The 22,612-nt window shown below is 72.9% G+C and carries 18 protein-coding genes; 12 read left to right on the forward strand and 6 right to left on the reverse strand.

The window, feature by feature from the left end; all coding sequences use genetic code 11:
* Positions 1 to 55: 55 nt before the first annotated feature.
* Entirely contained in the window at positions 56 to 2,545 is a 2,490-nt protein-coding gene (locus ACFRU2_RS07090; protein ID WP_382968644.1) for a penicillin acylase family protein, read from the reverse strand.
* Between the two features lie 187 nt (positions 2,546 to 2,732).
* Between ACFRU2_RS07090 and ACFRU2_RS07095 the strand changes: the two genes are divergently transcribed.
* Positions 2,733 to 4,271, forward strand: a complete 1,539-nt coding sequence (locus tag ACFRU2_RS07095) for a fatty acyl-CoA synthetase (protein ID WP_382968647.1) — start codon at positions 2,733 to 2,735, stop codon at positions 4,269 to 4,271.
* Positions 4,272 to 4,281: 10 nt separating this feature from the next.
* Here ACFRU2_RS07095 and ACFRU2_RS07100 read toward each other — a convergent pair whose 3' ends face one another.
* The 3 genes from ACFRU2_RS07100 to paaK form a co-directional block, all read right to left on the reverse strand.
* Positions 4,282 to 5,448, reverse strand: coding sequence for a hypothetical protein (locus tag ACFRU2_RS07100; RefSeq protein WP_382968650.1), 1,167 nt, complete (start codon positions 5,446 to 5,448; stop codon positions 4,282 to 4,284).
* A gap of 128 nt (positions 5,449 to 5,576) precedes the next feature.
* A complete protein-coding gene (locus tag ACFRU2_RS07105) occupies positions 5,577 to 6,407 on the reverse strand; it encodes a YhjD/YihY/BrkB family envelope integrity protein (RefSeq protein ID WP_382968653.1) in 831 nt (276 codons plus the stop codon).
* A gap of 223 nt (positions 6,408 to 6,630) precedes the next feature.
* Positions 6,631 to 7,968, reverse strand: a complete 1,338-nt coding sequence (gene paaK, locus ACFRU2_RS07110) for a phenylacetate--CoA ligase PaaK (RefSeq protein WP_382968655.1) — start codon at positions 7,966 to 7,968, stop codon at positions 6,631 to 6,633.
* Between the two features lie 107 nt (positions 7,969 to 8,075).
* Between paaK and ACFRU2_RS07115 the strand changes: the two genes are divergently transcribed.
* Both ACFRU2_RS07115 and ACFRU2_RS07120 read left to right on the forward strand, forming a co-directional pair.
* Positions 8,076 to 8,966: an alpha/beta fold hydrolase gene (locus tag ACFRU2_RS07115; protein WP_382968658.1), complete on the forward strand. Its 891-nt coding sequence runs from the start codon at positions 8,076 to 8,078 to the stop codon at positions 8,964 to 8,966.
* A gap of 66 nt (positions 8,967 to 9,032) precedes the next feature.
* Entirely contained in the window at positions 9,033 to 9,248 is a 216-nt protein-coding gene (locus tag ACFRU2_RS07120; protein ID WP_382968661.1) for a hypothetical protein, read from the forward strand.
* Positions 9,249 to 9,355: 107 nt separating this feature from the next.
* On the opposite strand, the gene ACFRU2_RS07125 is transcribed toward ACFRU2_RS07120, so the two are convergent.
* A complete protein-coding gene (locus tag ACFRU2_RS07125; RefSeq protein WP_382968664.1) occupies positions 9,356 to 10,993 on the reverse strand; it encodes an acyl-CoA synthetase in 1,638 nt (545 codons plus the stop codon).
* 174 nt (positions 10,994 to 11,167) lie between these two features.
* On the opposite strand from ACFRU2_RS07125, the gene ACFRU2_RS07130 reads away from it, so the two are divergent.
* The 9 genes from ACFRU2_RS07130 to ACFRU2_RS07170 all read left to right on the forward strand — a co-directional run bounded on the left by ACFRU2_RS07130 (position 11,168) and on the right by ACFRU2_RS07170 (position 20,660).
* Entirely contained in the window at positions 11,168 to 11,968 is an 801-nt protein-coding gene (locus ACFRU2_RS07130; protein WP_250739189.1) for a crotonase/enoyl-CoA hydratase family protein, read from the forward strand.
* Positions 11,969 to 12,170: 202 nt separating this feature from the next.
* Positions 12,171 to 13,133 (forward strand): OB-fold domain-containing protein, encoded by a 963-nt coding sequence (locus ACFRU2_RS07135; RefSeq protein WP_382968667.1) that lies wholly within the window; start codon positions 12,171 to 12,173, stop codon positions 13,131 to 13,133.
* The gene (locus tag ACFRU2_RS07140) at positions 13,133 to 14,191 is read left to right on the forward strand and encodes a thiolase domain-containing protein (protein WP_382968670.1); all 1,059 of its coding nucleotides are present in this window, start codon (positions 13,133 to 13,135) and stop codon (positions 14,189 to 14,191) included. Before ACFRU2_RS07135 ends, ACFRU2_RS07140 begins: the two co-directional genes overlap by 1 nt.
* Complete coding sequence (locus ACFRU2_RS07145; protein WP_382968673.1) at positions 14,188 to 15,372, forward strand: thiolase domain-containing protein; 1,185 nt, start codon at positions 14,188 to 14,190, stop codon at positions 15,370 to 15,372. Before ACFRU2_RS07140 ends, ACFRU2_RS07145 begins: the two co-directional genes overlap by 4 nt.
* 141 nt (positions 15,373 to 15,513) lie before the next feature.
* On the forward strand, positions 15,514 to 15,741 hold the full coding sequence (locus ACFRU2_RS07150; protein ID WP_382969593.1) for a DUF397 domain-containing protein: 228 nt from the start codon (positions 15,514 to 15,516) through the stop codon (positions 15,739 to 15,741).
* 223 nt (positions 15,742 to 15,964) lie between these two features.
* Entirely contained in the window at positions 15,965 to 16,462 is a 498-nt protein-coding gene (locus ACFRU2_RS07155) for a hypothetical protein (RefSeq protein WP_382968676.1), read from the forward strand.
* Positions 16,463 to 16,524: 62 nt separating this feature from the next.
* Positions 16,525 to 16,941: an ACT domain-containing protein gene (locus tag ACFRU2_RS07160; protein WP_243341243.1), complete on the forward strand. Its 417-nt coding sequence runs from the start codon at positions 16,525 to 16,527 to the stop codon at positions 16,939 to 16,941.
* Positions 16,942 to 17,078: 137 nt separating this feature from the next.
* Positions 17,079 to 19,793: an ATP-binding protein gene (locus ACFRU2_RS07165; RefSeq protein WP_382968679.1), complete on the forward strand. Its 2,715-nt coding sequence runs from the start codon at positions 17,079 to 17,081 to the stop codon at positions 19,791 to 19,793.
* A 366-nt stretch (positions 19,794 to 20,159) separates the two neighbouring features.
* Positions 20,160 to 20,660, forward strand: coding sequence for a hypothetical protein (locus tag ACFRU2_RS07170; protein WP_150520950.1), 501 nt, complete (start codon positions 20,160 to 20,162; stop codon positions 20,658 to 20,660).
* A gap of 24 nt (positions 20,661 to 20,684) precedes the next feature.
* On the opposite strand, the gene kstD is transcribed toward ACFRU2_RS07170, so the two are convergent.
* Entirely contained in the window at positions 20,685 to 22,481 is a 1,797-nt protein-coding gene (gene kstD, locus ACFRU2_RS07175; protein WP_382968682.1) for a 3-oxosteroid 1-dehydrogenase, read from the reverse strand.
* Between the last annotated feature and the right edge of the window lie 131 nt (positions 22,482 to 22,612).

Here is a 22,612-nt window from a genome sequence, read left to right on the forward strand (position 1 = left end):
ACGGCCGGCCGCCGCTTTCACGAACAGCGGCCGGCCGTACGCGCATCCGCTCCGGTCAGCGCCGCTCGCGCGGCCAGACCACCTTCAGCCGGGGCGAGGTGAGGATGTCCCGCTCGCAGAACCGTGCCTTCACCCAGCGCTCCCGGGAGAAGAGCCGGGTCTGGTCGGCCGAGTACGGGGAATTCGGGTTCGAGGACTGGCCGTACGTCAGCAGCGTGCGCGCGACCGGGCAGCGGCCGCCGTCCCAGCCGACCGCCTGGATGTGGCTGGAGCCGTGCACGACCTCCGGGTAGCCCCCGCCCGCGGCGTTCCACGGAGCCTCGATCTTGTTCCAGACGCCCAAGGCCTCCGTTCCGCCGCCCACCGGCAGCTTCTGCCCGCCACGCACCACGAACTGGTGGTCCCCGAGCAGGGCGTCCGGAGCGATGCCCGCCGCCCTCAGCTCCGTGACGGTGTCGGCGAGGGCCCGTCCGATCCCGGGCGCCGCCCGGTTGAGCGTGCGGGGCGTCCGTACCGGATCGGCCGCGTCGAAGGGCACCAGCCACAGGTCCTTGGCCGCCGTGCTCGCGGTCAGCTTCCGCCAGAACCGGTCGAACAGCAGCGCGCCGCGGCTCGTGCTGTCGGCCTTGCGGTCCCAGGCCGCCAGCACCCCGCAGGCCGCCGACACGTCCACGGTGGCGCCGTCGCTGCCCGTGGCCGTCCCGCCCGGCAGGGCCGCACAGGCCACCGCGGCGTCGGCCGCCGCCAGGTCGCCGGCCGGGACCCGGTTCGCGAACTGCTGCTCCTGCAGGTCCGCCACCGTCAGCCCGCCCCGGTCGGCCATCGCGGAGACGTCCTCCAGGGCGCCCCGGGTCCGCAGCGAGCGCGGCGTCGCGACCGTGCCCCAGATCCGCTCGTAGCCGGTGAGCGGCTGCTTCGCGTTGGCCAGCCAGGCGCTGTCGTTGGAGTTCTCGGCATACGCGGCGTCGCGCAGCGTCGGCGCCCTGCCCGGGCCGAAGATCCCGGGCTGGACCGCGTCCGGATCGGAGCCGGGCGCGCAGTCACCGCGCGAACCGTCCAGCACCGCCAGCCCCGAGGAGGCGTACGTGGCCCTGCCCAGCGGGGTCGAGCAGCGCGCGGCGAGCTCGTCCGTGATCCGGGGGAGCACCTGGGACTGGGTGAAGAGCGTGCCGCCCGCCGAGTCGGCGGCCACCGTGTTGACCCAGGGCAGGCCCTGGGTGCGCCGCAGGGCCTCCTGCACGCCGGCGACCGAGCGGGCCCTGCCCATGGCCAGGGCCGTGTCGGAGCCGCGCAGGTTCACGGCGTTGGGGTCGGCCAGCGCGTAGGCGGTGGTCGTGGTCCAGGGCAGCGGGAGGCCGCCGCCGAGGCCCGACAGGACGGGACCGTACCGGGTCCACCACTGGGTCCGGGTGACCGGGGCGCCGCCCGCGACCTGGACGCTGACGGTGCGCGTGGTCATCTTCTCCGGCTTGCCGTCCACCAGATAGGCGGTCGGGTCGGCCGGATCGAGGGCCAGTTGGTGCAGGTTGACGGGGGTGCCGGTGGCCACGGTGTGGCTCCAGGCGACCTTCTCGTTGAAGCCGATGTTCACCACGGTGGTGCCGAGCAGCGAGCCGCCCGAGACGTTCAGCTCGCCGGGGATGGTCTGCTGCGACTGCCAGAACCGGCGGCCGCCCTGCCACGGATAGTGCGGGTTGCCGAGGAGCAGGCCCGAGCCGTTCGCGGTGGTGGAGCCGGCGAAGGCCACCGCGTTGGAGCCCATGTCGTAACGGGCGGTGTCGAAGAACGCGCGGGCCGCCTCAGCGGCGGCCGCCGGATCGATGCCGGCCGCCGGATCCGTGCCGGTCGTGTCCGGGGGCGCCGCGCCCGGTGCGGCCGCCGTGCCCGGGGGCCGCGCCGAGGTGATGCCGTCGACGGCGCGGCCCTGCCCGCCGAGGACCGAGACGGCCAGGCCGCGGGCGGCGACATCGGTGGCGGTGACCGGGCGCACCCACCCGGCGCCCTTGCAGGCCGGGTCGGTGATCTCGTTCTGCGCCAGCCAGGCGTTGTAGCCGGCGGCCCAGCCCCGCATCAGCTCCTTGACCTCCTTGCCCGGCCCGGCCGGCGCGGGCACGGCCAGCAGCTTCTCCACGGTGCCGGAGTCGCGCACGCCCTTGAAGAACAGGTCGCTGGAGAGGTTCCCGGAGGCGGAGGAGAGCGAACCGTCGGGCACGGCGTCCGCGCCCAACCACCGCGAGCGCTCCCCGGAGACGGTCAGGAACCCGTCGGCGAGCACGCACACCTGGTCGGCGGCCTGCGCCCAGCCGGTGCCGAACCCGAGGTGGGCGTAGTCCCGGGCCAGGATGTGCGGGATCCCGTTCTCGGTGTACCGGATGACGGCGGACAGGCCGCCGCCGGACGGGCCACCGCCGGACGGGCCGGAGCCCTGGTCCAAGGCGGCGGCCTCGGGTATCGCAGCGGCGGCGGCCAGCAGTGCGGTGCCGGTGAGGGCGAGACGGCGGAGGAGCGGGCGGGCGCGACGGCGTCCGTGGAGAAGGCGCAACATACCTCCCAAGTAGCCTGCGGACGGGCGCGATCGCCCGTGCGGACGGGTGGTGCTGGTGTGCCCCCACACTCATGCAGGCCACCTGACGTCGTGTCAACATGCCGTTTGGTATCCCTGCGTGTTCCGGCCCGGCATCCGCGGAGCCCGGGTCATTGACCTCGCCGTCCGCGCAGACGAAGATCCCGCCATGACCCCGGTGCGGAAGAACACGGTCGACGGACTGCTCCACGACAGCGCGCGGCGCGTCCCGGACCGGATCGCGGTCCGCTACCGCGAGCGGACCTGGACCTACGCGGAACTGGACGCGGCCGTCTCCACGGGCGCGGCCGTGCTGCGCGGGCCCTACGGGCTGGCCGAGGGGGACCGGGTCGCGACCTTCGGGCACAACTCCGACGCCTATCTCCTGGCCTTCCTCGCCTGCGCGCGGGCCGGGCTCACGCACGTCCCCGTCAACCAGAACCTCACCGGGGAGGACCTCGCGTACATCCTGGAGAACTCCGGGAGCACGCTCGTCCTCGCGGACCCCGACCTGGCCGGGCGGGTCCCCGACGGGTTCGCCGTACGCCCGCTGCGCGACGCGCCCGGCTCCTTCCTGGCCGACCTGGCGGAGCCGGCCGGACCGGCGGAGCCCGCCCGGCCCGGGGTCCCCGCCCGCTCCGCGGACCCGTCCCGGCTGGCGCAGCTGCTGTACACCTCCGGGACCACCGCCCTGCCGAAGGGGGCGATGATGACGCACGAGGCGCTCTGCCACGAGTACGAGAGCGCGATCGCGGCCCTGGACCTGGCGGAGGGCGATCTGCCGGTGCACTCCCTGCCGCTGTACCACTCGGCGCAGATGCACGTGTTCCTGCTGCCGTACCTGGCGGTGGGCGCGCGCAACACGATCGTGGACGCGCCGGTCGCGGAGGAGATCTTCGGCCTGGTGGAGGCGGGGGAGGCGGACAGCCTGTTCGCGCCGCCGACGGTGTGGATCGGTCTGGCGAACCACCCTGACTTCGCGGACTTCGCGGTCCGTGATCTGTCCGCCCTGCGCAAGGCGTACTACGGGGCCTCGATCATGCCCGTGCCGGTCCTGGAACGGCTGCGGACTCGGCTGCCCGGGCTCGGCTTCTACAACTGCTTCGGCCAGAGCGAGATCGGCCCGCTGGCCACGGTGCTGCGGCCGGAGGAGCACGAGGGGCGGATCGACTCGTGCGGCCGGCCGGTCCACCACGTGGAGGCGCGGGTCGTCGACGAGGACGGGGCCGAGGTGCCGGACGGCACGGCGGGCGAGGTGGTCTACCGTTCCCCGCAGCTCTGCCTGGGCTACTGGAACGACGCGGAGGCCACGAAGAAGGCCTTCCGGGACGGCTGGTTCCGCTCCGGCGACCTGGCGGTCCGGGACCCCGAGGGGTACTTCACGGTCGTGGACCGGGTGAAGGACGTCATCAACTCGGGCGGGGTGCTGGTCGCCTCACGGCAGGTCGAGGACGTGCTGTACACCCACCCGGGCGTGGCCGAGGCGGCGGTGGTCGGCCTGCCGGACGAACGGTGGATCGAGGCCGTCACGGCGGTGGTGGTCCCGCGCGACGGGGTGACGGAAGCGGAACTCCTGGCCTACGCCCGCGAGAAGCTGGCCCACTTCAAGGCCCCGAAGCGGATCCTCTTCGTGGACGCCCTTCCCCGCAACGCGAGCGGCAAGATCCTCAAGCGCACGCTGCGCGACCGCTTCTCCACCCCGTCCTGACCGTCTGGACCTACTGGGCGCAGCCGGTGACAGCGGGGTTCGAGGGATCGCAGTTGCTGGGGTTGTTGTTGGAGATGGTGGTGTGGTTCAGGGTGACGGTCCCGCCTTCGTTGTGGAGGCCGGCGGGGCCGTAGGCCGCGTTGTTGCCCGTGACGCGGGAGTCGTTGAGCGTGACGTCGCCCTGGTTGTGGATGCCGGCTCCGGTTCCCTGGGTGACCGAGTTCCTGTCGATGGAGACGTTGCGGGTGTTGAGCGTTCCGAAGTTGTAGATGCCGCCACCGGAGAAGCTTGCGGTGTTGCCGCGGATGGTGGTGAGCATGTTGACGGTGAGCGTGCCGAAGTTGGCGATGCCCCCGCCGGTCCGCGCGTCGTTGCTGCGGATCTGGCTGTCGGAGATGGTCGCCGAGGAACTGCTGGTGTGGACGGCGCCGCCCAGGCCCTTCGCTTCGTTGCCGGTGAGGATGCTCGAGGTCAGGGTGAAGGGTGCGGGGATGCTGCTGTGTGCGATGGCTCCGCCGTTGCCGCCGCTGACGGGGCCGGTGGAGTTGTTGATGAAGACACTGAGGTCCACGCGGGTGGTGCCGCTGCTCAGGATGGCACCGCCGTGGCCGGCTTCGGTGCGGTTGCCCTTGAAGTAGGAACGTTCTACGCGGAGGGTTCCGTTGCTGTTGTTGACGGCGCCGCCGCCATTGCCGGCGCCATTGCCGGTGAGGCGGGTGTTGGTCAGGGAAACAACGGTGCCGAATCCCAGCTGGACGGCTCCGCCCTGGGAGCCTCCTCCATTGGTGAGGGCGATGTCTCGGAGCGTCAGGTTCCCGCGGGTGGTGGGGGGAAGGGTGAAGAAGCGGAATTCGTTGCCGGTGCTTTCGTCCCGGGTGATCGTGGCGTTGCGTCCGTTGATGGTGATGGGGCTGGTGATCTGGGGGAGCGCGGCCTGGCCGGGTCCGGCGATCTGCTCGGTGAAGGTGTAGGTGCAGTCGCGGGCGAGGTTGAGGGTGTCGGAGGTGGTGGGGGTGCTGTTGGCGGTGGCGACGGCCTGGATGAGGGCGGCGGGGGAGCAGGCGACGCTGACGGTGGCCGCGTGAGCGGGGGTGGCGGCCAGACCGGCGACAGTGAGTGCGAACGCGGGCGCGGCGAGCAGGGTGGCGGCCTGGCGGGGGCGGCGCAGTGGCCTCATTGTCTGACTCCTTTTCCGGGGGAGACGCCGGGGGGCGATCCGATCATTGTTTACATCAGATCAACATCCATCCTTTTCTAGGCGCACCGGGAATATCGCCCTGTCCGGTGGTTCTTTTGCGTCCGAAGCTACGGCTCCCGGTCCTCCGCGAGTTCCGTGACCCGGAGGCGGCGCAGGACGAGGTGTTCGTGGAAGAGGCGGCCGACCAGAGCGCCGCCGTAGACCACGAAGCCGACGCCGACCAGCCAGGACTGGACGACCAGGAGGGTGCCGAAGGGGCCGTACGTCACGGCGTTGGAGGCGATCAGCGGGGAGAACACCAGCTGCGAGAAGACCCGCAGCCCGAGGAGGCCGAGACTGGTGCACGCGGCCCCCGGGAGCAGGGCGCGCCAGCGCACCCGGCCGCCGAGGAGGATCCACTGGGAGGTCCAGAAGAACAGACAGGTCCCGATGAGATCGCCCGTGGTGCCCAGGATGGTGCCGGGCGCGTCGTCCGAGGGAGCCGGGATGAGGACCAGCAGCCCGAGGTAGCAGACCAGCAGGGCGAGCCAGACGACGTGCCGCCACATGGTGTGCCAGCGGGCCGTCGGCAGGTCCCAGACCTTCTCGTACCCGGTCTGCACGGCGGAGCCGAAGGTCAGGCCGAAGACCGCGAGGGCGGCGAGACCGAAGGCGGTGGTCCGCTCCAGCGCGAGGTCCGCGGCGCCGAACAGCATCTCCACCCGTTCCCGGGAGAACTTGGTCACCCCGAGGGCCTGACCGAGCCAGCGGCCGAAGCCCGAGCCGCTGCCCGGCGCGGCGGCCGCGACGACGACGAGCAGCGGCACCAGGGTGAGGAAGCCGAGGGCGGCGAAGCCCATGGCCCGGTGCATCAGCTCCATCTCCCGGCCACGGCTCCACGCCAGCCCGGCCTGGGAGGCCTGGAGCCGGTCGTGGATCCGCCGGTAGGTCGAGGTCACGCCTCTGTCCCTACCCGGATGGGCCCGCGCCTTCCCGGGAGGACCCCCGAGTGGGCCCGAAGGGGTGGATGGGTGGATCCGACGGCGGATCCGGCCGCGGCCCGGCGGCGGCACCTCGGCCCGGCGGCGGCACCCCGGCCGGGACGCGGCCCGGGCCGTGGCCCGGGGCCCGGCAGCGGAACCCGGCCGGCGCGTGGCCCGGCATCCACCGCCGGGGCGTGCCTCAGGCCCCCCGGAGGTCCACCAGCCGCTTGATCTTGCCGACCGACCGCTCCAGCGTCTCCGGATCGACCACCTCCACCGTGACCGAGACGCCGATGCCCTCCTTGACGGCCCGCACCACCGAGGCCGCCGCGGCCTCCCGCCGGCCCGCGTCACTTCCGCGGCGCGCCTCCACCCGTACCGTCAGGGCGTCCAGCCGCCCCTGCCGGGTCAGGCGGAGCTGGAAGTGCGGAGCCAGGTCCGGGGTCCGCAGGAGCACCTCCTCGATCTGGGTGGGGTAGAGGTTCACCCCGCGCAGGATGATCATGTCGTCACTGCGGCCGGTGATCTTCTCCATCCGGCGGAAGGCCGGTCGGACGGTCCCGGGAAGCAGCCGCGTCAGGTCCCTGGTGCGGTAGCGGATGACGGGCATGGCCTCCTTGGTGAGCGAGGTGAAGACCAGCTCCCCGGCCTCCCCCTCGGGCAGCACGGCGCCCGTCAGCGGGTCGACGACCTCGGGGTAGAAGTGGTCCTCCCAAATATGGAGCCCGTCCTTGGTCTCGGCGAACTCCTGTGCGACACCCGGGCCCATCACCTCCGAGAGCCCGTATATGTCCACCGCGTCGATGTTCAGGCGTTCCTCGATCTCGCGGCGCATCTCCTCGGTCCACGGCTCGGCGCCGAAGATCCCCGTACGGAGCGAGGTGGCGCGGGGGTCGATGCCCTGGCGCTCCATCTCGTCCAGCAGGGTCAGCATGTAGGAGGGGGTCACCATGATGACCTCCGGCCGGAAGTCCTGGATCAGCCGGACCTGGCGGTCCGTCATCCCGCCCGAGGCGGGCACGACCGTACAGCCCAGGCGCTCCGCGCCGTAGTGGGCGCCCAGGCCGCCCGTGAACAGTCCGTACCCGTAGGCGATGTGGACGATCTGGCCCGGTCTGCCGCCCGCCGCGCGGATCGAGCGGGCGACGACGTCCGCCCAGGTGGAGAGGTCTCCGTCGGTGTACCCGACGACGGTCGGCCGGCCCGTGGTCCCGCTGGACGCGTGGATGCGGCGGACCTCGGAGCGCGGTACGGCGAACATCCCGAAGGGGTACTGGTCGCGCAGATCGGACTTGGTGGTGAAGGGGAACAGGGCGAGATCGGCGAGGGAGCGGCAGTCGTCGGGATGCACGCCGGCCTTGTCGAAGGCCTGCCGGTAGAAGGGCACCCGGTCGTACGCCCGGCGCAAGGTCGCCCGCAGCCGGGTCAACTGGAGCGCCGCCAGCTCGTCCCGGCCCATCCGTTCGCCCGCGTCCGTCGAGTCCGTCGCGTTCGTCGCGTCCGCACCGCCGTCGTGGCCCCGCGCGTCCGTACCCATGCCGCCCACCCCATTCCGAGTCAACCGACCGATCATTCGGTAGATTGCCGGACCTCGGCGGCCAAATCAATTACTCGAACGAGTGATCGTCTGCTGAGATTGCGCCCATGTCGACCTCCACGCCCTCCACCTGCACCTTTACCTTCACCGCCCACGACGGAACCGAACTCGCGTACCACGTCCAGGGTGAAGGTGAGCCGCTCCTCTGCCTCCCCGGCGGTGCCATGCGGGCCTCCGCCTACCTGGGCGACCTCGGCGGACTGTCCGCCGGGCGCCGGCTGATCCTCCTCGACCTGCGGGGCACCGGGGACTCCGCGGTCCCGGCCGACACCGCGACGTACCGGGTCGACCACCAGGTGGCCGACGTCGAGGCCCTGCGCAGCCACCTCGGCCTGGAGAGCGCCGACCTGCTCGCCCACTCCGCCGCCGGAAACCTGGCGCTGCTCTACACGGCGGCGCACCCGCAGCGGGTGCGCCGACTGGCCCTGATCACGCCGACCAGCTGGGCCGTGGACCTCGCCGAATCCCCGGAAAGCCGCCTCGCGGACATCCGCCGGAGAGCCGGCAGCGAGCCCTACGACACGGCCGTCGCGGCCCACGAGCGGGCGCTCGCCGCCATCGCCGCGGGCGGGAACCCCGACGAGGCCGACTGGACGGCGGCGATGCCCCTCGCCTACGGGCGCTGGGACGAGACGGCGCGCGCCCACGCGGCACTGAGCCCGGTCCAGAAGAACGCCGAGGCCTCCGCAGCCTTCGCCGGCCCGGGCGCCTTCGACCCGCCGGCCACCCGGGCCGCGCTCGGCCGCTTCGCCGGAGAGGCGCTGGTCCTGGCCGGGGAGCTGGACTTCAACCCCTCCCCGGCCCTCGCCGCCCGGCTCGCGGAGCTCTTCGCGCGGGGCGTCGCCGACGTACAGCGGGGCGGCGGGCACTTCCCCTGGCTGGACGAGCCCCGGTGGTTCGCGGACCGCGTCGAACGGTTCCTGGCCACCGGGGCCTGAGCGGCGACCGCCGGGCCGCGGGCGTACGGTCGAAGCAGACGCCCCTGGCGAAGGGAGGCGGCGGCCATGCCCGTCATCGACCCCGCGGTATCGGTGCGGCTCGGCGCCCCGGGCGCGCGACGCCTGGCCGGACTGCTCGCCGAAGTGGCCCACCTGCTGGAGGACCCCGGCCCGCTGCGGCTCGACGACGCCCAGGCCGATGCCCTGGGCCAGGGCGCGGACCGGTCGGAGCTGGCCACCTGGACCCGCACCCTGGCGGCCGAACTGCGGACCAGGCTCTGAGGCGCCGCCCCTCCGTAAGCACCTGAGCGTGCGTGCGTACGTACGGGAACGCCCGCGGGCCGGGACCCCTCAGGGTCCCGGCCCGCGGGCGTGCGCGCCGTGCGGGGTCAGCTCGCGGCGTCCGCGTCCGCCTCCGTGGCCACCGACTTCGCCCACCGGTAGTCCGCCTTGCCGCTCGGCGAGCGCTGGATGGCGGGGGCGATGACGAGCTGGCGCGGGATCTTGTAACCCGCCAGCTTGGTGCGGCAATGGGCCTGTATCTCGTCCAGCGTCGGGTCGGCGGCGCCCTCCCGGATCTGGACCACGGCCGCCACGTGGCTGCCCCACTTCGGGTCCGCGACCCCGGCGACCAGGGCGTCGTAGACGTCCGGGTGGGACTTCAGCGCCTGCTCGACCTCCTCCGGGTAGACCTTCTCGCCGCCCGTGTTGATGCACTGCGAGCCGCGGCCGAGGACGGTGACGATGCCCTGTTCGTCCACGGTCGCCATGTCACCGAGCAGCACCCATCGCTCGGATCCCTTCTGGAAGAAGGTCTCGGCGGTCTTGACGGGGTCGTTGTAGTAGCCCAGGGGGACGTACCCGCGCTGCGCGAGCCGTCCCGGTTCGCCGACCGGCACCGGCTCGTGGGTCACCGGGTCGACCACCTGCGTCCGCTCGTTGACCTCCAGCCGGAAGCCCTTCTCCGGGCTGGAGTCGTTCGTCGCGCGGCCGTTCGAGCCGGACTCGGACGAGCCGAAGTTGTTCAGGAGCATCACGTTCGGGACGAGCGCCTGGAACTCGGCGCGCACCGTCTCCGACATGATCGCGCCGGAGGAGGAGACGCTGAAGAGGGAGGACAGGTCGGTGCCCTTCAGGGGCCCGTTGAGGGCGTCGATGAGCGGCCGCAGCATCGCGTCGCCCACCAGCGAGACGCTGGAGACCTTCTCCTTCTCGATCGTGCGCAGCACCTCCTCGGGCGCGTACTTGCGGTGGATGACCACCCGCTGCCCGTAGTTGAAGGCGATGAAGGACGTCAGCGTGGACGTGCCGTGCATCAGTGGCGGCGCGGGGAAGAAGGTGAGCCCGGCGCCCTTCGACGCGACCCGCTCGGCCAGCTCTTCCGGCCGCTTCACCGGTTCGCCGGTCGGCTCGCCGCCGAAGAGGCCTGCGAAGAAGAGGTCCTCGGCGCGCCACATCACGCCCTTGGGCATGCCGGTGGTGCCGCCCGTGTAGATGATGAAGAGGTCGTCGGGGGAACGGGGCGGGAATCCGCGGCCGGGCGAGCCGGCCGCCTCCGCGTCGGCGTACGCGACCGGCGCGATCGCGGGCTCCGGAGCCCCCTCGGGGGTCGGTCCGACGCGGATCAGGTGACGGAGCTTGGTCGTCTGCGGGAGCGCCGCCGCGACCCGCTCGGTGAACTCGCCCTCGAAGACGAGCGCGGCGAGGTCGGCGTCGTTGTAGAGGTAGACGAGCTCCTCCTCCACGTAGCGGTAGTTCACGTTCACCGGTACCAGGCGGGCCTTCAGGCAGGCGATGACGGTCTGGAGGTACTCGACGCCGTTGTAGAGGTGCAGGCCCAGGTGCTCACCGGCCTTCAGGCCGCTGTCCAGCAGATGGTGCGCGATGCGGTTCGCCGCCGCGTCCAGCTCCGCGTACGTGAGGCGGCGCTCGGCGCCGGTCCCGGGGTGGTCCACGTACACGAGGGCCTCGCGGTCCGGGACCACGTCCACGACCGACTCGAACAGGTCGGCAATGTTGTACTCCACCGGTCCTCCTGACCCAGAAAATCCCATGGCTGGTCTGCTCGGCGGTCATTAGAGCGTCGCCAACCCCAACAAGGAAGGGGACCGCCCAAGAAATCTGACTGGGTGTCAGAAAACTATTGAACTGCACCCGCCCCTACTGCAACCTGTTCTAGGTCTTGAGACGGGAGGACGGCAATGGGTGGGACAGAACACCTGACCGTGGAACGCCACGGAGCCACGCTGGTGCTCACCATGAACAGGCCCGAGGCGAAGAACGCGCTCTCGCTGCCGCTGCTGGTGGGGCTGTACGACGGCTGGCTGGAGGCCGACGCGGACGACACGATCCGCTCGGTGGTGCTGACGGGGGCCGGCGGGGACTTCTGCGCCGGCATGGACCTGAAGGCGCTGGCCGGCAAGGGCATGGCGGGCGACCAGTACCGGGACCGGCTCAAGGCCGACCCCGACCTGCACTGGAAGGCGATGCTGCGCCATCACCGGCCGCGCAAGCCGATCATCGCGGCGGTCGAGGGCTACTGCGTGGCCGGCGGTACGGAGATCCTCCAGGGGACCGACATCCGGGTGGCGGGGGAGGGGGCCACCTTCGGATTGTTCGAGGTCAAGCGGGGGCTCTTCCCGATCGGCGGCTCCACGGTACGGCTGCCGCGGCAGATCCCGCGGACGCACGCGCTGGAGATGCTGCTGACCGGGCGGCCGTACGCGGCCGAGGAGGCGGCGCGGATCGGGCTCGTCGGGCGGGTGGTACCGGACGGGACGGCGCTGGCCGCGGCGCTGGAGATCGCCGAGCGGATCAACGCGTGCGGGCCGCTGGCGGTGGAGGCGGTGAAGGCCTCCGTCTACGAGACGGCCGAGATGACGGAGTCGGAGGGGCTGGCGGCGGAGCTGCTGCGGGGGTGGCCGATCTTCGACACCGCCGACGCGAAGGAGGGGGCGCGGGCGTTCGCCGAGAAGCGGCCCGCGCTGTATCGGCGGGAGTAGTTTCCGCGTGCCCGCGCCGGTCCCACCCGTTCCGGTGGGGCCGGTCCGTGGTCCGGGTGCGGCGCCGTTGCCGGGGGCCAGCCCCCGGACCCCCGCTCCTCAAACGCCGGAGGGGCTGGATTTTCGCCCGGCGGACCGGATGTGCCCGGCGGCACCGTCCGTCCCAACCGTTCTCGTAACCCCACACATCGGAGACCCACCCATGACAGCCGCGTCGCCACCCGAGATCCTCCGCGCACCCCTTGTCGTCGAGTTCCCCTTCACCCGCTCCCTCGGCCCCGTGCAGAGCGCCTTCCTCACCGGGCTGCGCGAAGGGGTCGTCCTCGGGGTCACGACCGCCGACGGCAAGGTGATGGTGCCGCCCGTCGAGTACGACCCCGTCACCGCCGAGGAGATCCGCGACCTGGTCGAGGTGGGCACCACCGGGACCGTCACCACCTGGGCCTGGAACGGTTCGCCGCGCCCCAACCAGCCCCTCGCGACGCCCTTCGCCTGGGTCCTCGTCCGCCTCGACGGCGCCGACACCGCGATCCTGCACGCCCTCGACGCCCCCGGGCCCGAGGCCGTCACCACCGGCATGCGGGTCCGCGTGCGGTGGGCCGCGGAGCGGACCGGGGCCATCACCGACATCGCCTGCTTCGAGCCCGCCGGGGACGGGGAAGAGCACGGGGAGGCGGCTCCGCACAGCGGGGAATTCGGCGACGCCGTCACCGGGATCATCGCCGAGGCCCGCCTGGACTACACGTACAGCCCCGGCCGCGCGCAGACCGCGTACATCGCCGGGCTCTCCGAGCAGAAGACCATCGGCGAGCGCTGCCCCTCCTGCCACAAGGTGTACGTGCCCCCGCGCGGCGCCTGCCCCACCTGCGGGGTGGCGACGACCGACCGGGTCGAGGTCGGTCCGGCCGGCACCGTGACCACCTACTGCATCGTCAACATCAAGGCCAAGAACCTCGACATCGAAGTGCCGTACGTCTACGCCCACATCGCCCTCGACGGCGCCGGCCTCGCGCTCCACGGCCGGATCGGCGGGATCCCGTACGACCAGGTGCGGATGGGCCTGCGGGTCGAACCCGTCTGGACCGAAGGCGGCCGCTACCCCGACCACTACCGCCCCACCGGAGAGCCGGACGCGGACTACGACGTGTACAAGGAGCTCATCTGATGGCCCGATACGCCCGCGAGGTCGCGGTGGTCGCCTTCGCGCAGAGCGACCACCTGCGCCGTACAGACGAGCTCAGCGAAGTAGAGATGGTCATGCCGGTCCTGCACCAAGTGCTGGCCGCCACCGGGCTGAAGGCGGGCGAGATCGGCTTCACCTGCTCCGGTTCCAGCGACTACCTCGCCGGCCGGGCCTTCTCCTTCACCATGACCCTCGACGGGGTCGGCGCCTGGCCGCCCATCTCCGAATCGCACGTGGAGATGGACGGCGCCTGGGCCCTCTACGAGGCCTGGGTCAAGATCCAGACCGGCGAGGCCGACACCGCGCTCGTCTACTCGTACGGGAAGTCCTCGCCGGGGTCGGTGCGCGACGTGCTGACCCGCCAGCTCGACCCGTACTACGTCGCTCCGCTCTGGCCCGACTCGGTGGCCCTGGCCGCGCTCCAGGCCCAGGCGCTCATCGACGCGGGGGAGACCGACGAGGCCGGGCTCGCCGCGATCGGCGCCCGGAGCCGCGCCTCCGCGAGCACCAACCCGCACGCCCAGCTCAGCGGAGCCGTCGCCCAGGGCGAGTACCAGGTCGCCCCGCTGCGCACCGGCGACTGCCCGCCCATCGGCGACGGCGCGGCCGCCGTCATCCTGGCCGCCGGGGACGTGGCCCGCCGGCTGTGCGAGCGGCCCGCCTGGATCACCGGCATCGACCACCGCATCGAGGCCCACAGCCTCGGGCTGCGCGATCTCACCGACTCCCCCTCGACGCGGATCGCCGCCGAGCACGCGGGCGTGTTCGAGGCCCCGGTGGACACCGCCGAACTGCACGCGTCCTTCTCCTCCCAGGAAGTCGTGCTGCGCAAGGCCCTCGGGCTCGGCGGGGACGTCGCCGTCAACCCCTCCGGCGGAGCGCTCGCCGCCAACCCGATGATGGCCGCCGGCCTGATCCGGATCGGCGAGGCGGCCGCCCGCATCCACCGCGGCGAGTCCGACCGGGCCGTCGCGCACGCCACCTCCGGCCCCTGCCTCCAGCAGAACCTGGTCGCCGTCCTGGAAGGGGACCGAGCATGAGCACCTCCGCCGCGACGGGCAAGGAGCCGGTGGCCATCGTCGGCATCGGCCAGACCAAGCACGTGGCCGCCCGCCACGACGTCTCCATCGCCGGACTCGTGCGCGAGGCGGCGGCCCGCGCGCTCGCGGACGCCGAGCTGACCTGGGCGGACATCGACGCGGTCGTCATCGGCAAGGCCCCCGACTTCTTCGAGGGCGTGATGATGCCGGAGCTGTACCTCGCGGACGCCCTCGGCGCCGTCGGCAAGCCCATGCTCCGCGTGCACACGGCCGGTTCGGTGGGCGGCTCCACCGCGCTGGTCGCCTCCAACCTGGTCGCCGCCCGGGTCCACCGCACGGTGCTGACCCTCGCCTTCGAGAAGCAGTCCGAGTCCAACGCCATGTGGGGGCTCTCGCTCCCCGTCCCCTTCCAGCAGCCGCTGCTGGCCGGGGCCGGCGGGTTCTTCGCCCCGCACGTGCGCGCGTACATGCGGCGCACCGGCGCCCCCGACACGGTGGGCTCGCTCGTCGCGTACAAGGACCGCCGCAACGCGCTGAAGAACCCGTACGCGCACCTGCACGAGCACGACATCACCCTGGAGAAGGTCCAGGCCTCCCCGATGCTGTGGGACCCGATCCGCTACTCCGAGACCTGCCCGTCCTCCGACGGGGCGTGCGCGATGATCCTCACCGACCGCGCGGGCGCCGCCCGTTCGCCGAAGCCGCCGGCCTGGGTGCACGGCGGGGCGATGCGCAGCGAGCCGACCCTCTTCGCCGGGAAGGACTTCGTCTCCCCGCAGGCGGGCAAGGACTGCGCGGCCGACGTCTACCGGCAGGCGGGGGTCACCGATCCGCGCCGGGAGATCGACGCCGTGGAGATGTACGTGCCGTTCTCCTGGTACGAGCCGATGTGGCTGGAGAACCTCGGATTCGCGGAGGAGGGCGAGGGCTGGAAGCTCACCGAGGCCGGAGTCACGGAACTCGACGGGGACCTGCCCGTCAATCCGTCGGGCGGCGTGCTGTCCACCAACCCCATCGGCGCCTCCGGCATGATCCGCTTCGCGGAAGCGGCCCTCCAGGTGCGCGGCCAGGCCGGGGAGCACCAAGTCCCGGACGCCCGGCGGGCGATGGGGCACGCCTACGGCGGCGGGGCGCAGTTCTTCGCGATGTGGCTGGTGGGAGCGGAGCAGCCGACTTCCTGAGTGGAAACCCGATTCCGGGCGCCGTGCCGTACAGGCCACGAGTGACGCACCGTGGCCTGTGCGGCACGGCGTGCGATGGCTAACCTGGCCCCGGGACGACGAACCGGGAGTACCGGGAGGAGCACGCACGTGGCAGAGAGCATGACTTCGAAGGCGCCGGCCGGCTGGGGAAAGCCGGACCTCGATCTGACCGAGGCGGACTGGCAGTCGAGCAGCCGGGGCGAGGGTGACGTCCAGATCGCCTTCGTGGAGGGGTTCATCGCGATGCGCAACGGCGACCGCCCAGAAAGCCCCTCGCTGATCTTCGCGCCGGACGAGTGGCGCAAGTTCGTGCTGAACGCACGGGGCGGGGAGTTCGACCTGACCTAGAGCGTCCGTCTCCGGACGGGACGGGTGCGCGGCGCACCACCGGGCGCGGAGCCGCCGCCCCGGTGGGGCCGCCGCGGCGGTGGGGGCCGCCGCTCCGGTGGAAGTCGCCGCCCCGGTGGGGAGCCCGGATCCGGCGCCCCCCGCGGGCTCCCGTAAACCCCTTGCCGGCCCCGGAGGCCCCTCGGCATCATGGCCGCCATGACGATCACCCGCCGAAAGGGCGATGCCGCGTAGACGGCCCGGCGCGCTGCGCGCCGAACGAGGAACGTACGGGGACCACCGGCCGCCCGCCTGGGCGCGGGCGCTCCCGCCCGTGGACCGGCTGCCGCCCGAGGCGGCCGCGGCCGTGCACTGGGCCCGCCCCGGACGGGCCGGCGAGATCGCGGGCCTGCTGGCCAGGTACCGCGTCTTCCTGAACCGCCCCGGCCGCCACCTTTACCTGGGCCCCTCCCCGTGCGCCGACTGCCCGGGCTGCTCGTTCTCCGGCGTCGCCACCGTCCGCGACGAGCTGCGCGACCACCACCGGCTGCTGCCGCCGGTCGCCCGCGAAGCCCTGTGCCGCGTGCTGCGCGGCCTGGACGACGAGTTCCGCCGCCGCACGATCGAGGACCCGGACCCGCCGGACTCCGGATGGGCCGACGGGCTCGGCCGCCCGCTCGCCTGGTGGCACCGGCGGCTGCGCGAGGAGGAGCCGGAGCCCGACCGGTCCGAGTACTGGTGAGGGCGGGGGACCGCACCGGGGTGTCGGAGCGGCCGCGGCCCGACCACGGGTACGGTGGCGGCGTGAGCGGAGAAAACGACCTGCGGAAGCTGCTGAGCGGCATGCGGCCCGAACTGAACGACGGGCTGTACGTGTTCTGCACCATCCCCGGAGACACCGACCCGGAGGCCCTGGCCGGGCTCACCCCCGTCGCCTCCGTCCTGGAGCCCGAGGGGCTCACCCTCGTGCTGAGCCAGGAGGACGCCGACGAGGCCGGACTCCCGTACACGTACACCGCGGGCTGGATCACCCTGCGCGTCCACTCCTCCCTCGACGCCGTCGGCCTCACCGCGGCCTTCGCCACCGAACTCGCGGCACACGGCCTGAGCTGCAACGTCATCGCCGGCTACCACCACGACCACCTCTTCGTGGACGCCGCCCGGGCCGCCGAGGCCGTGGCCGTCCTGGAAGCGCTCGCGGACCGCTCCGCGCAGGACTGAGCGTTCCGCGCATACCACCTCGTATACCCCTTCCGGCGGCCCGCCGAAGAAGATCAGCTTTATTTGCCACACCGGGCTTCCCGGGCGCGTGCGCGGGCGTACGCTGAACCCCCGAACAGGCCTGGGGGGTACCAGCCATGACGGAACGCCGGACCCGCAAACGGCGCACGATGTTCGAACGCGACACGGAGCTCGCCGCCGTCGACGAGGCCCTGGACCAGCTCACGGATCCGGGCCCCGACGCCGGCGGAGCCCTGCTGGCCTTCTCCGGACCCGCCGGCCTCGGCAAGACCACGCTCCTCGGCGAAGTCCGCCGCCGCGCCCACACCAAGGGCTGCACCGTCCTCGCGGCCCGGGGCGGCGAACAGGAGCAGAGCCAGCCCTTCCACGTCGCCCGCCAGCTCATCCAGCCCCAGCTGGCCGGCACCTCCGACGCGGAACTGCGCGAGGCTCTCGGCAGCTGGTACGCCATCGTCGGCCCCGCCCTCGGCCTCTGCGCGGCCGAACAGGGCGCCCCGCCCGACCCCCAGGGCCTGCGCGACGGACTCGACTGGGTCCTCACCCACCTCGTCGTCCAGCGCGCCCCCGTCGCCCTCGTCCTCGACGACGCCCACTGGGCCGACCCCGAATCGCTCTCCTGGCTCGCCGCCTTCGCCCCGCGCGCCGAACACCTCCCGCTCCTCCTCGTCGTCGCCTACCGCCCCGACGAACTGCCCGCGCACGCCGAGGCCTTCCGTACGCTGCCCGGCCGCGCGGGACACCGCCCGCTGACCCTCGCTCCGCTCACCGCCCGGGCCGTCTCCGGACTGGTCCGGGAGGCCGTCGGCGAACACGCCGACGAGGCGTTCTGCCAGGAGGCCTGGGCCGTCACCACCGGCAACCCCTTCGAGGCCGTCGAGCTCACCGCGAAGGTCCGGGACAAGGGCCTCGCCCCCGTCGAAGCCAGCGCCCCGCTCCTGCGCGACCTCGCGGCCGCACAGCGCGGCAGCGGCCTCGTCGCCCGCCTCCACAGCCTCGGGCCCTCCACCGTCCGCTTCGCCTGGGCCTGCGCCGTCCTCGGCACCGACATCCCCAGGGAACTCGCCGCCCGCGTCGCCGGACTCGGCACCGAGGAGGCCGTCGACGCCACCGGGCGGCTGCGCGACGCCCGCATCCTGTCGGCCGTCGCCGAGGAAGCCGCCGCCGAGGAAGCCGACGAGTCCGGGCTGGAGTTCGTCCACCCCCTCATCGCCACCGCCATATACCGCGCGATCCCCGACGCCCTGCGCGTCGCCCTGCACGGAAAGGCCGCCGCGGCCGTCGTCGACGCGGGACTCGGGCCCTCCGCCGCCGCCCGCCACCTTCTGGAGACGCATCCCGAGAACGACCCCTGGGTGGTGCGCACCCTGCGCGAGGCGGCCGGCGAGAACCTCCGGGCCGGCGCCCCCGAAGCCGCCCGACGCCAGCTCGCACGGGCCCTGCGCGAACCCCCGGACTTCGACGAGCGGGCGGCCGTCCTGTACGAACTGGGCTGCGCCTCGCTGCTCACCGAGCCCGCCAACACCGTCAACCACCTGCGCGCCGCCCTCGCGGAGCCCTTCGAGGACCCGGCGCTGCGCCAGGGCATCGTGATCCGGCTGGCCCAGGTGCTCTCGCACAGCGACCGCCTGGCCGAGGCCTCCGAATGCCTCGCGCGCGAGATCCCGTACACCCAGGACGTACGCGGCCGGCTGCGCCTGCAGTCCGAGCAGTTCATGTGGGACGCCTTCAACGCCGCCGAGCCGGACTCCCCGGCGCGCTCCCGGCGGCTCGCGAAGCTCGCGGACCGGCTGGGCGGGCGGGACCTCACCGAGCGGTACGTCATCGGGCTGCGCGCCTGGGACGCCTGCCTGCGCGGGGAGCCGGTCGACGTGGTCCTGCACCACGCCGGGCGGGTCCTGGAGACCGAGTTCAGCTGGGCGTACGCGGACCGGGGGTTCGAGGTCCCGGTGCTCGTCGCGATGGTGCACATGTACGCCGACCGGCCCGAGCGGGCGGAGGAACTCTTCGAGGCGGGCACCGCCGAGTTCGAGCGGCAGGGGTGGCGCGGCGCTCACCTGTCCTTCGCCTACAGCCTGCGCGCCTACATCCGCTACCGCCGCGGGCGGCTGGCCGAGGCGGAGGAGCTGGCGCGGGCCGGACTGCGCCTCGCCGAGCGCGTCGGGCGGCGCACGCCCGTGCACTGGTACGCCATCGCGATCCTCGTCACCACGCTGCTGGCGCGGGGCCGGGTGGAGGCGGCCTGGGAACTGGTCCGCGAGCACGAGTACGGGGAGCCCTTCCCGGCAGCGGTCGTCTTCCCCGACTCCCAGACCGTCTACGCGGAACTGCTGCTGGCCCGCGGCCAGGCGAAGGCCGCGGCGGCGGAGCTCGAAGCGGTGGACCGGCGGCTGACCCCCAGGGGCATCCAGAACCCGTCCTGGTGCCCGTGGCAGCTCCACCTGGCCCGGGCGGTGGCCGCGGAGGATCCGGCGCGGGCGCGGGAGCTGGCGGAGGAGGCGGTACGCCGGGCCCGTGCCTTCGGGGCTGCGTCCGGCATCGGCCAGGCCCTGCGGGTGGCCGCGGAGGTGGCTGCGCCGCAGGACCGGCCGGCCCTCCTGGAGGAGGCCGTGGAGGTCCTGTCGGCTTCGCCCGCGGCCTACGAGCTGGCGCTCGCGCTGGCCGCGCTGGGGGAGGAGCGGGGGGATAGAGAGCTCCTGCTCAGGGCCGTGGCCGGGGCCCGTGCCTGCGGGGCGGACGGCCTGGTGGCCAAGGTCGCGGCGGCCCTGCACGCCCTCGGTGGACCCCTGCCGCGCGGTACCGTCGCCGACCCGGATCCGGCCCCGGCCCACTGACCGGCCCGGGCCGGTGGGGCCGTGCGGGCGCCCTGCGGGGGGCTGTCCCCTACCCGCCCTTCGCCCGTTCCCCGGGCTGCGCCCGGACCCCTCCTGGGGCTCCGCCCCAGACCCCGCGCCTCAAGCGCCGGCGAGGCTGAATTTTTCCGGCGCAGCCGGAAAACCCAGCCCGTCCGGCGTTTGAGGACCGGGTCCGGGCGGAGCCCGGGGAACGGTGGAAGGGCGGGTAGGGGAACCGGCCCCGCGCAGCGGCAAGGGTCGCGGCGGGGAACTCCGCCCGCACGGCGACACCGGCGGGGCCGGCGCCCGGGGCCGGGTCAGGGGGTGGAGGGCCGGGAAACCCGACGGGCCACGTACCATGGCGGCATGTCCTTCCTCCGCCGCCACCGCGCCGCCACACCCGCCGGCCCGGACTTCGACGTCCTGGCCATGGACCCGGGGGACTGGCCGGGCAATCTCGGGGCCGGGCTGCTGCCCGCGCCCGACGGCAGCTGCCAGGGTGTCTTCCTCCGCTACGACCTGTTCGGCGGACGCGGCCCCGCGATGATCATCGGAAACCTCCCCGAGGGTTCCCCCGCGCGCGACCTCTCCGAGGGCCAGGTCCCCTTCGAGGTGGCCCAGCTCCTCGACGCCCTCGAGAACGACGAGGACGTCGAGGTCACCGGTGCCGAGGACTGCCCCGTCATGCAGGGCGACAACCTCCTCATCGTCCGGAAGATCAAGCTCTCCGAGAGCCGGATCAGCTGCGTGCAGTTCGACCGCAGCGACAACGTGCTGGTCACCATCGCGAGCTGGGACCGGCCGATCACGGACGACCTCTACGCGCTGCTGAAGCCGCTCCCGGCCGAGCTCTTCCAGCAGGGCTGACCCAGCAGGGCTAGCCCACCGGCGTCACGCGTCCGCGATGTCGTTGGCGGCCACGTAGCCGAACGTCATCGCGGGACCGATCGTCGAGCCGGCCCCCGCATAGCTGTGCCCCATCACGGCCGCACTCGCGTTGCCCGCGGCCCACAGGCCCCGGATCACCGATCCGTCCGCGCGCAGCGCGCGGGCCCGTGCGTCCGTGACGATGCCGCCCTTCGTGCCCAGGTCACCCGGCACGATCTTGAAGGCGTAGAACGGCGGCGCCCAGATCGGGGCCAGACAGGAGTTCGGCGTCACGCCGGGGTCCGTGTAGTAGTGGTCGTACGCGGTGTCGCCCCGGTGGAAGTCGGGGTCGGTGCCGTTCCACGCCTGCGCGTTGAAGCGGTTGAGGGTGGAGCGCAGGGCGGCCGCGGGCACCCCGATCTGGTTGGCGAGGGCGTCCCAGGTCCACGCCTTCTTCGCCGCACCCGCCTGGTACCAGGAATCGGGGAAGACGATCGTCGGCAGGATGTCCTTGAACAGGTACTTGTTGCGGTAGTTCTGGTCCACGATCAGCCAGGCCGGGATGTGCGAACCGGTCGCGCCCCGGTCCTTCTCGTACATCACGTGCACCACATCGCTGTACGGGGCGGCCTCGTTGACGAAGCGGGCGCCCTTCGCGTTGACCATCAGGCCCCCGGGCAGGGTCCGTTCGGCGAGGCAGAAGTACGGTTCGTTCGGGAGCGGGATCGAGGGACCCCACCAGGCGTCGTCCATCAACGCCAGCGCCGCACCCGCCCGTTGGCCCGCCCGGATCCCGTCGCCCGTGTTCTCCTTCGCGCCGACCGACCACTGGGTGCCGACCGGCTGTTGCTGGTACTGGGCCCGCATCTCCGCGTTGTGCTCGAAGCCGCCCGAGCCGATGACCACGCCCTTGCGGGCCCGTACCACGCCCCGTACGCCCTCCTTCTCCACCACCACGCCCGTGACCGCGCCGCCTTCCTGGACCAGGTCGACGAGCGGGCTGTTCAGCCACACCGGGACTCCGGCCTGGATCAGACCGGCCCGCAGACCGGTGGCCAGGGCCTGGCCCATGGTCAGCGGCTTCTGCCCGCACAGCGCGGCTGCCGTGCCGCGCGCCAGGCATTCGGTGGACACCGCGAGCCCCTTGGCGCTCACGGCGGCGAGGTTGAGCCACTTGTAGTCCTGGCTGAACACCACCATTCCGGCCGGCACGGGCATGTACGCCGGGTTCAGGTGGGCCAGTTCGGCGCCGAGTATGTTCCCGTCGATCTGATCCGGCTCGATGGAGCGGCCGTTGGGGAGCCCGCCGGGGAGGTTCGGGTAGTAGTCGCTGTAGCCGTCCATGAAACGGAAGCGCAGCGGGCTGTTGGCCATCACGAAGTCCAGCATCCGGGGCCCGTTGGCGAGGAAGGCCGCCTGCCGGTCCGCGGAGGAGCCGTTGCCGACCACCGCCGACAGGTACTGTGCCGCCTTCGCCGGGGTGTCGGGCACGCCCGCGCCCAGGATCACCGAGTTGTTGGGCAGCCAGATCCCGGCACCGGACCGGGCGGCCGAGCCGCCGAAGGTCGGGGCCTTCTCGACCACGAGCACGCTCAGGCCCCGCTTGGCCGCAGTGAGCGCGGCGGTCATTCCGGACGCCCCGGAGCCGACCACGACGACGTCGTACTCGCCGATCGTGGGCTCGCCGGCCGCGTGGGCGACGGCGGCCGGCAGCACGGCGGCGGCCAGTACGCCGGCCCCCGCCCCTGCGATGACCGTCCGGCGGGAGGGAAGGGCATCGCTTGGTTCGGGACTCGCTGAGGGGGCGGTTCTCGCGGTCATGGGCAGGCTCCAGCGGAGAGGGGTGAGGGGTGGATCCAGCATTCTGATGCTGAGTCAGAAAAGGTCTTCGGGGGATCATGTGAAGTCAAGGCATACGCGCCGGTTGCGCTCCGGGCCCGGACGCACGAAAT

It is taken from the genome of Streptomyces sp. NPDC056883, assembly GCF_042788835.1.
GTDB classification, from domain to species: Bacteria; Actinomycetota; Actinomycetes; order Streptomycetales; family Streptomycetaceae; genus Streptomyces; species Streptomyces stoeckheimensis.

Coding starts and splice junctions, on each gene's coding strand:
- ACFRU2_RS07155 (WP_382968676.1), top strand. CDS start 15,965: ATGCCGCGTAGACGGCCCGGCGCGCTGCGCGCCGAACGAGGAACGTAC.
- ACFRU2_RS07170 (WP_150520950.1), top strand. CDS start 20,160: ATGTCCTTCCTCCGCCGCCACCGCGCCGCCACACCCGCCGGCCCGGAC.
- ACFRU2_RS07135 (WP_382968667.1), top strand. CDS start 12,171: ATGACAGCCGCGTCGCCACCCGAGATCCTCCGCGCACCCCTTGTCGTC.
- ACFRU2_RS07095 (WP_382968647.1), top strand. CDS start 2,733: ATGACCCCGGTGCGGAAGAACACGGTCGACGGACTGCTCCACGACAGC.
- ACFRU2_RS07115 (WP_382968658.1), top strand. CDS start 8,076: ATGTCGACCTCCACGCCCTCCACCTGCACCTTTACCTTCACCGCCCAC.
- ACFRU2_RS07100 (WP_382968650.1), bottom strand. CDS start 5,448: ATGAGGCCACTGCGCCGCCCCCGCCAGGCCGCCACCCTGCTCGCCGCG.
- ACFRU2_RS07140 (WP_382968670.1), top strand. CDS start 13,133: ATGGCCCGATACGCCCGCGAGGTCGCGGTGGTCGCCTTCGCGCAGAGC.
- ACFRU2_RS07145 (WP_382968673.1), top strand. CDS start 14,188: ATGAGCACCTCCGCCGCGACGGGCAAGGAGCCGGTGGCCATCGTCGGC.
- ACFRU2_RS07150 (WP_382969593.1), top strand. CDS start 15,514: ATGACTTCGAAGGCGCCGGCCGGCTGGGGAAAGCCGGACCTCGATCTG.
- kstD (WP_382968682.1), bottom strand. CDS start 22,481: ATGACCGCGAGAACCGCCCCCTCAGCGAGTCCCGAACCAAGCGATGCC.
- paaK (WP_382968655.1), bottom strand. CDS start 7,968: ATGGGTACGGACGCGCGGGGCCACGACGGCGGTGCGGACGCGACGAAC.
- ACFRU2_RS07130 (WP_250739189.1), top strand. CDS start 11,168: ATGGGTGGGACAGAACACCTGACCGTGGAACGCCACGGAGCCACGCTG.
- ACFRU2_RS07120 (WP_382968661.1), top strand. CDS start 9,033: ATGCCCGTCATCGACCCCGCGGTATCGGTGCGGCTCGGCGCCCCGGGC.
- ACFRU2_RS07090 (WP_382968644.1), bottom strand. CDS start 2,545: ATGTTGCGCCTTCTCCACGGACGCCGTCGCGCCCGCCCGCTCCTCCGC.
- ACFRU2_RS07165 (WP_382968679.1), top strand. CDS start 17,079: ATGACGGAACGCCGGACCCGCAAACGGCGCACGATGTTCGAACGCGAC.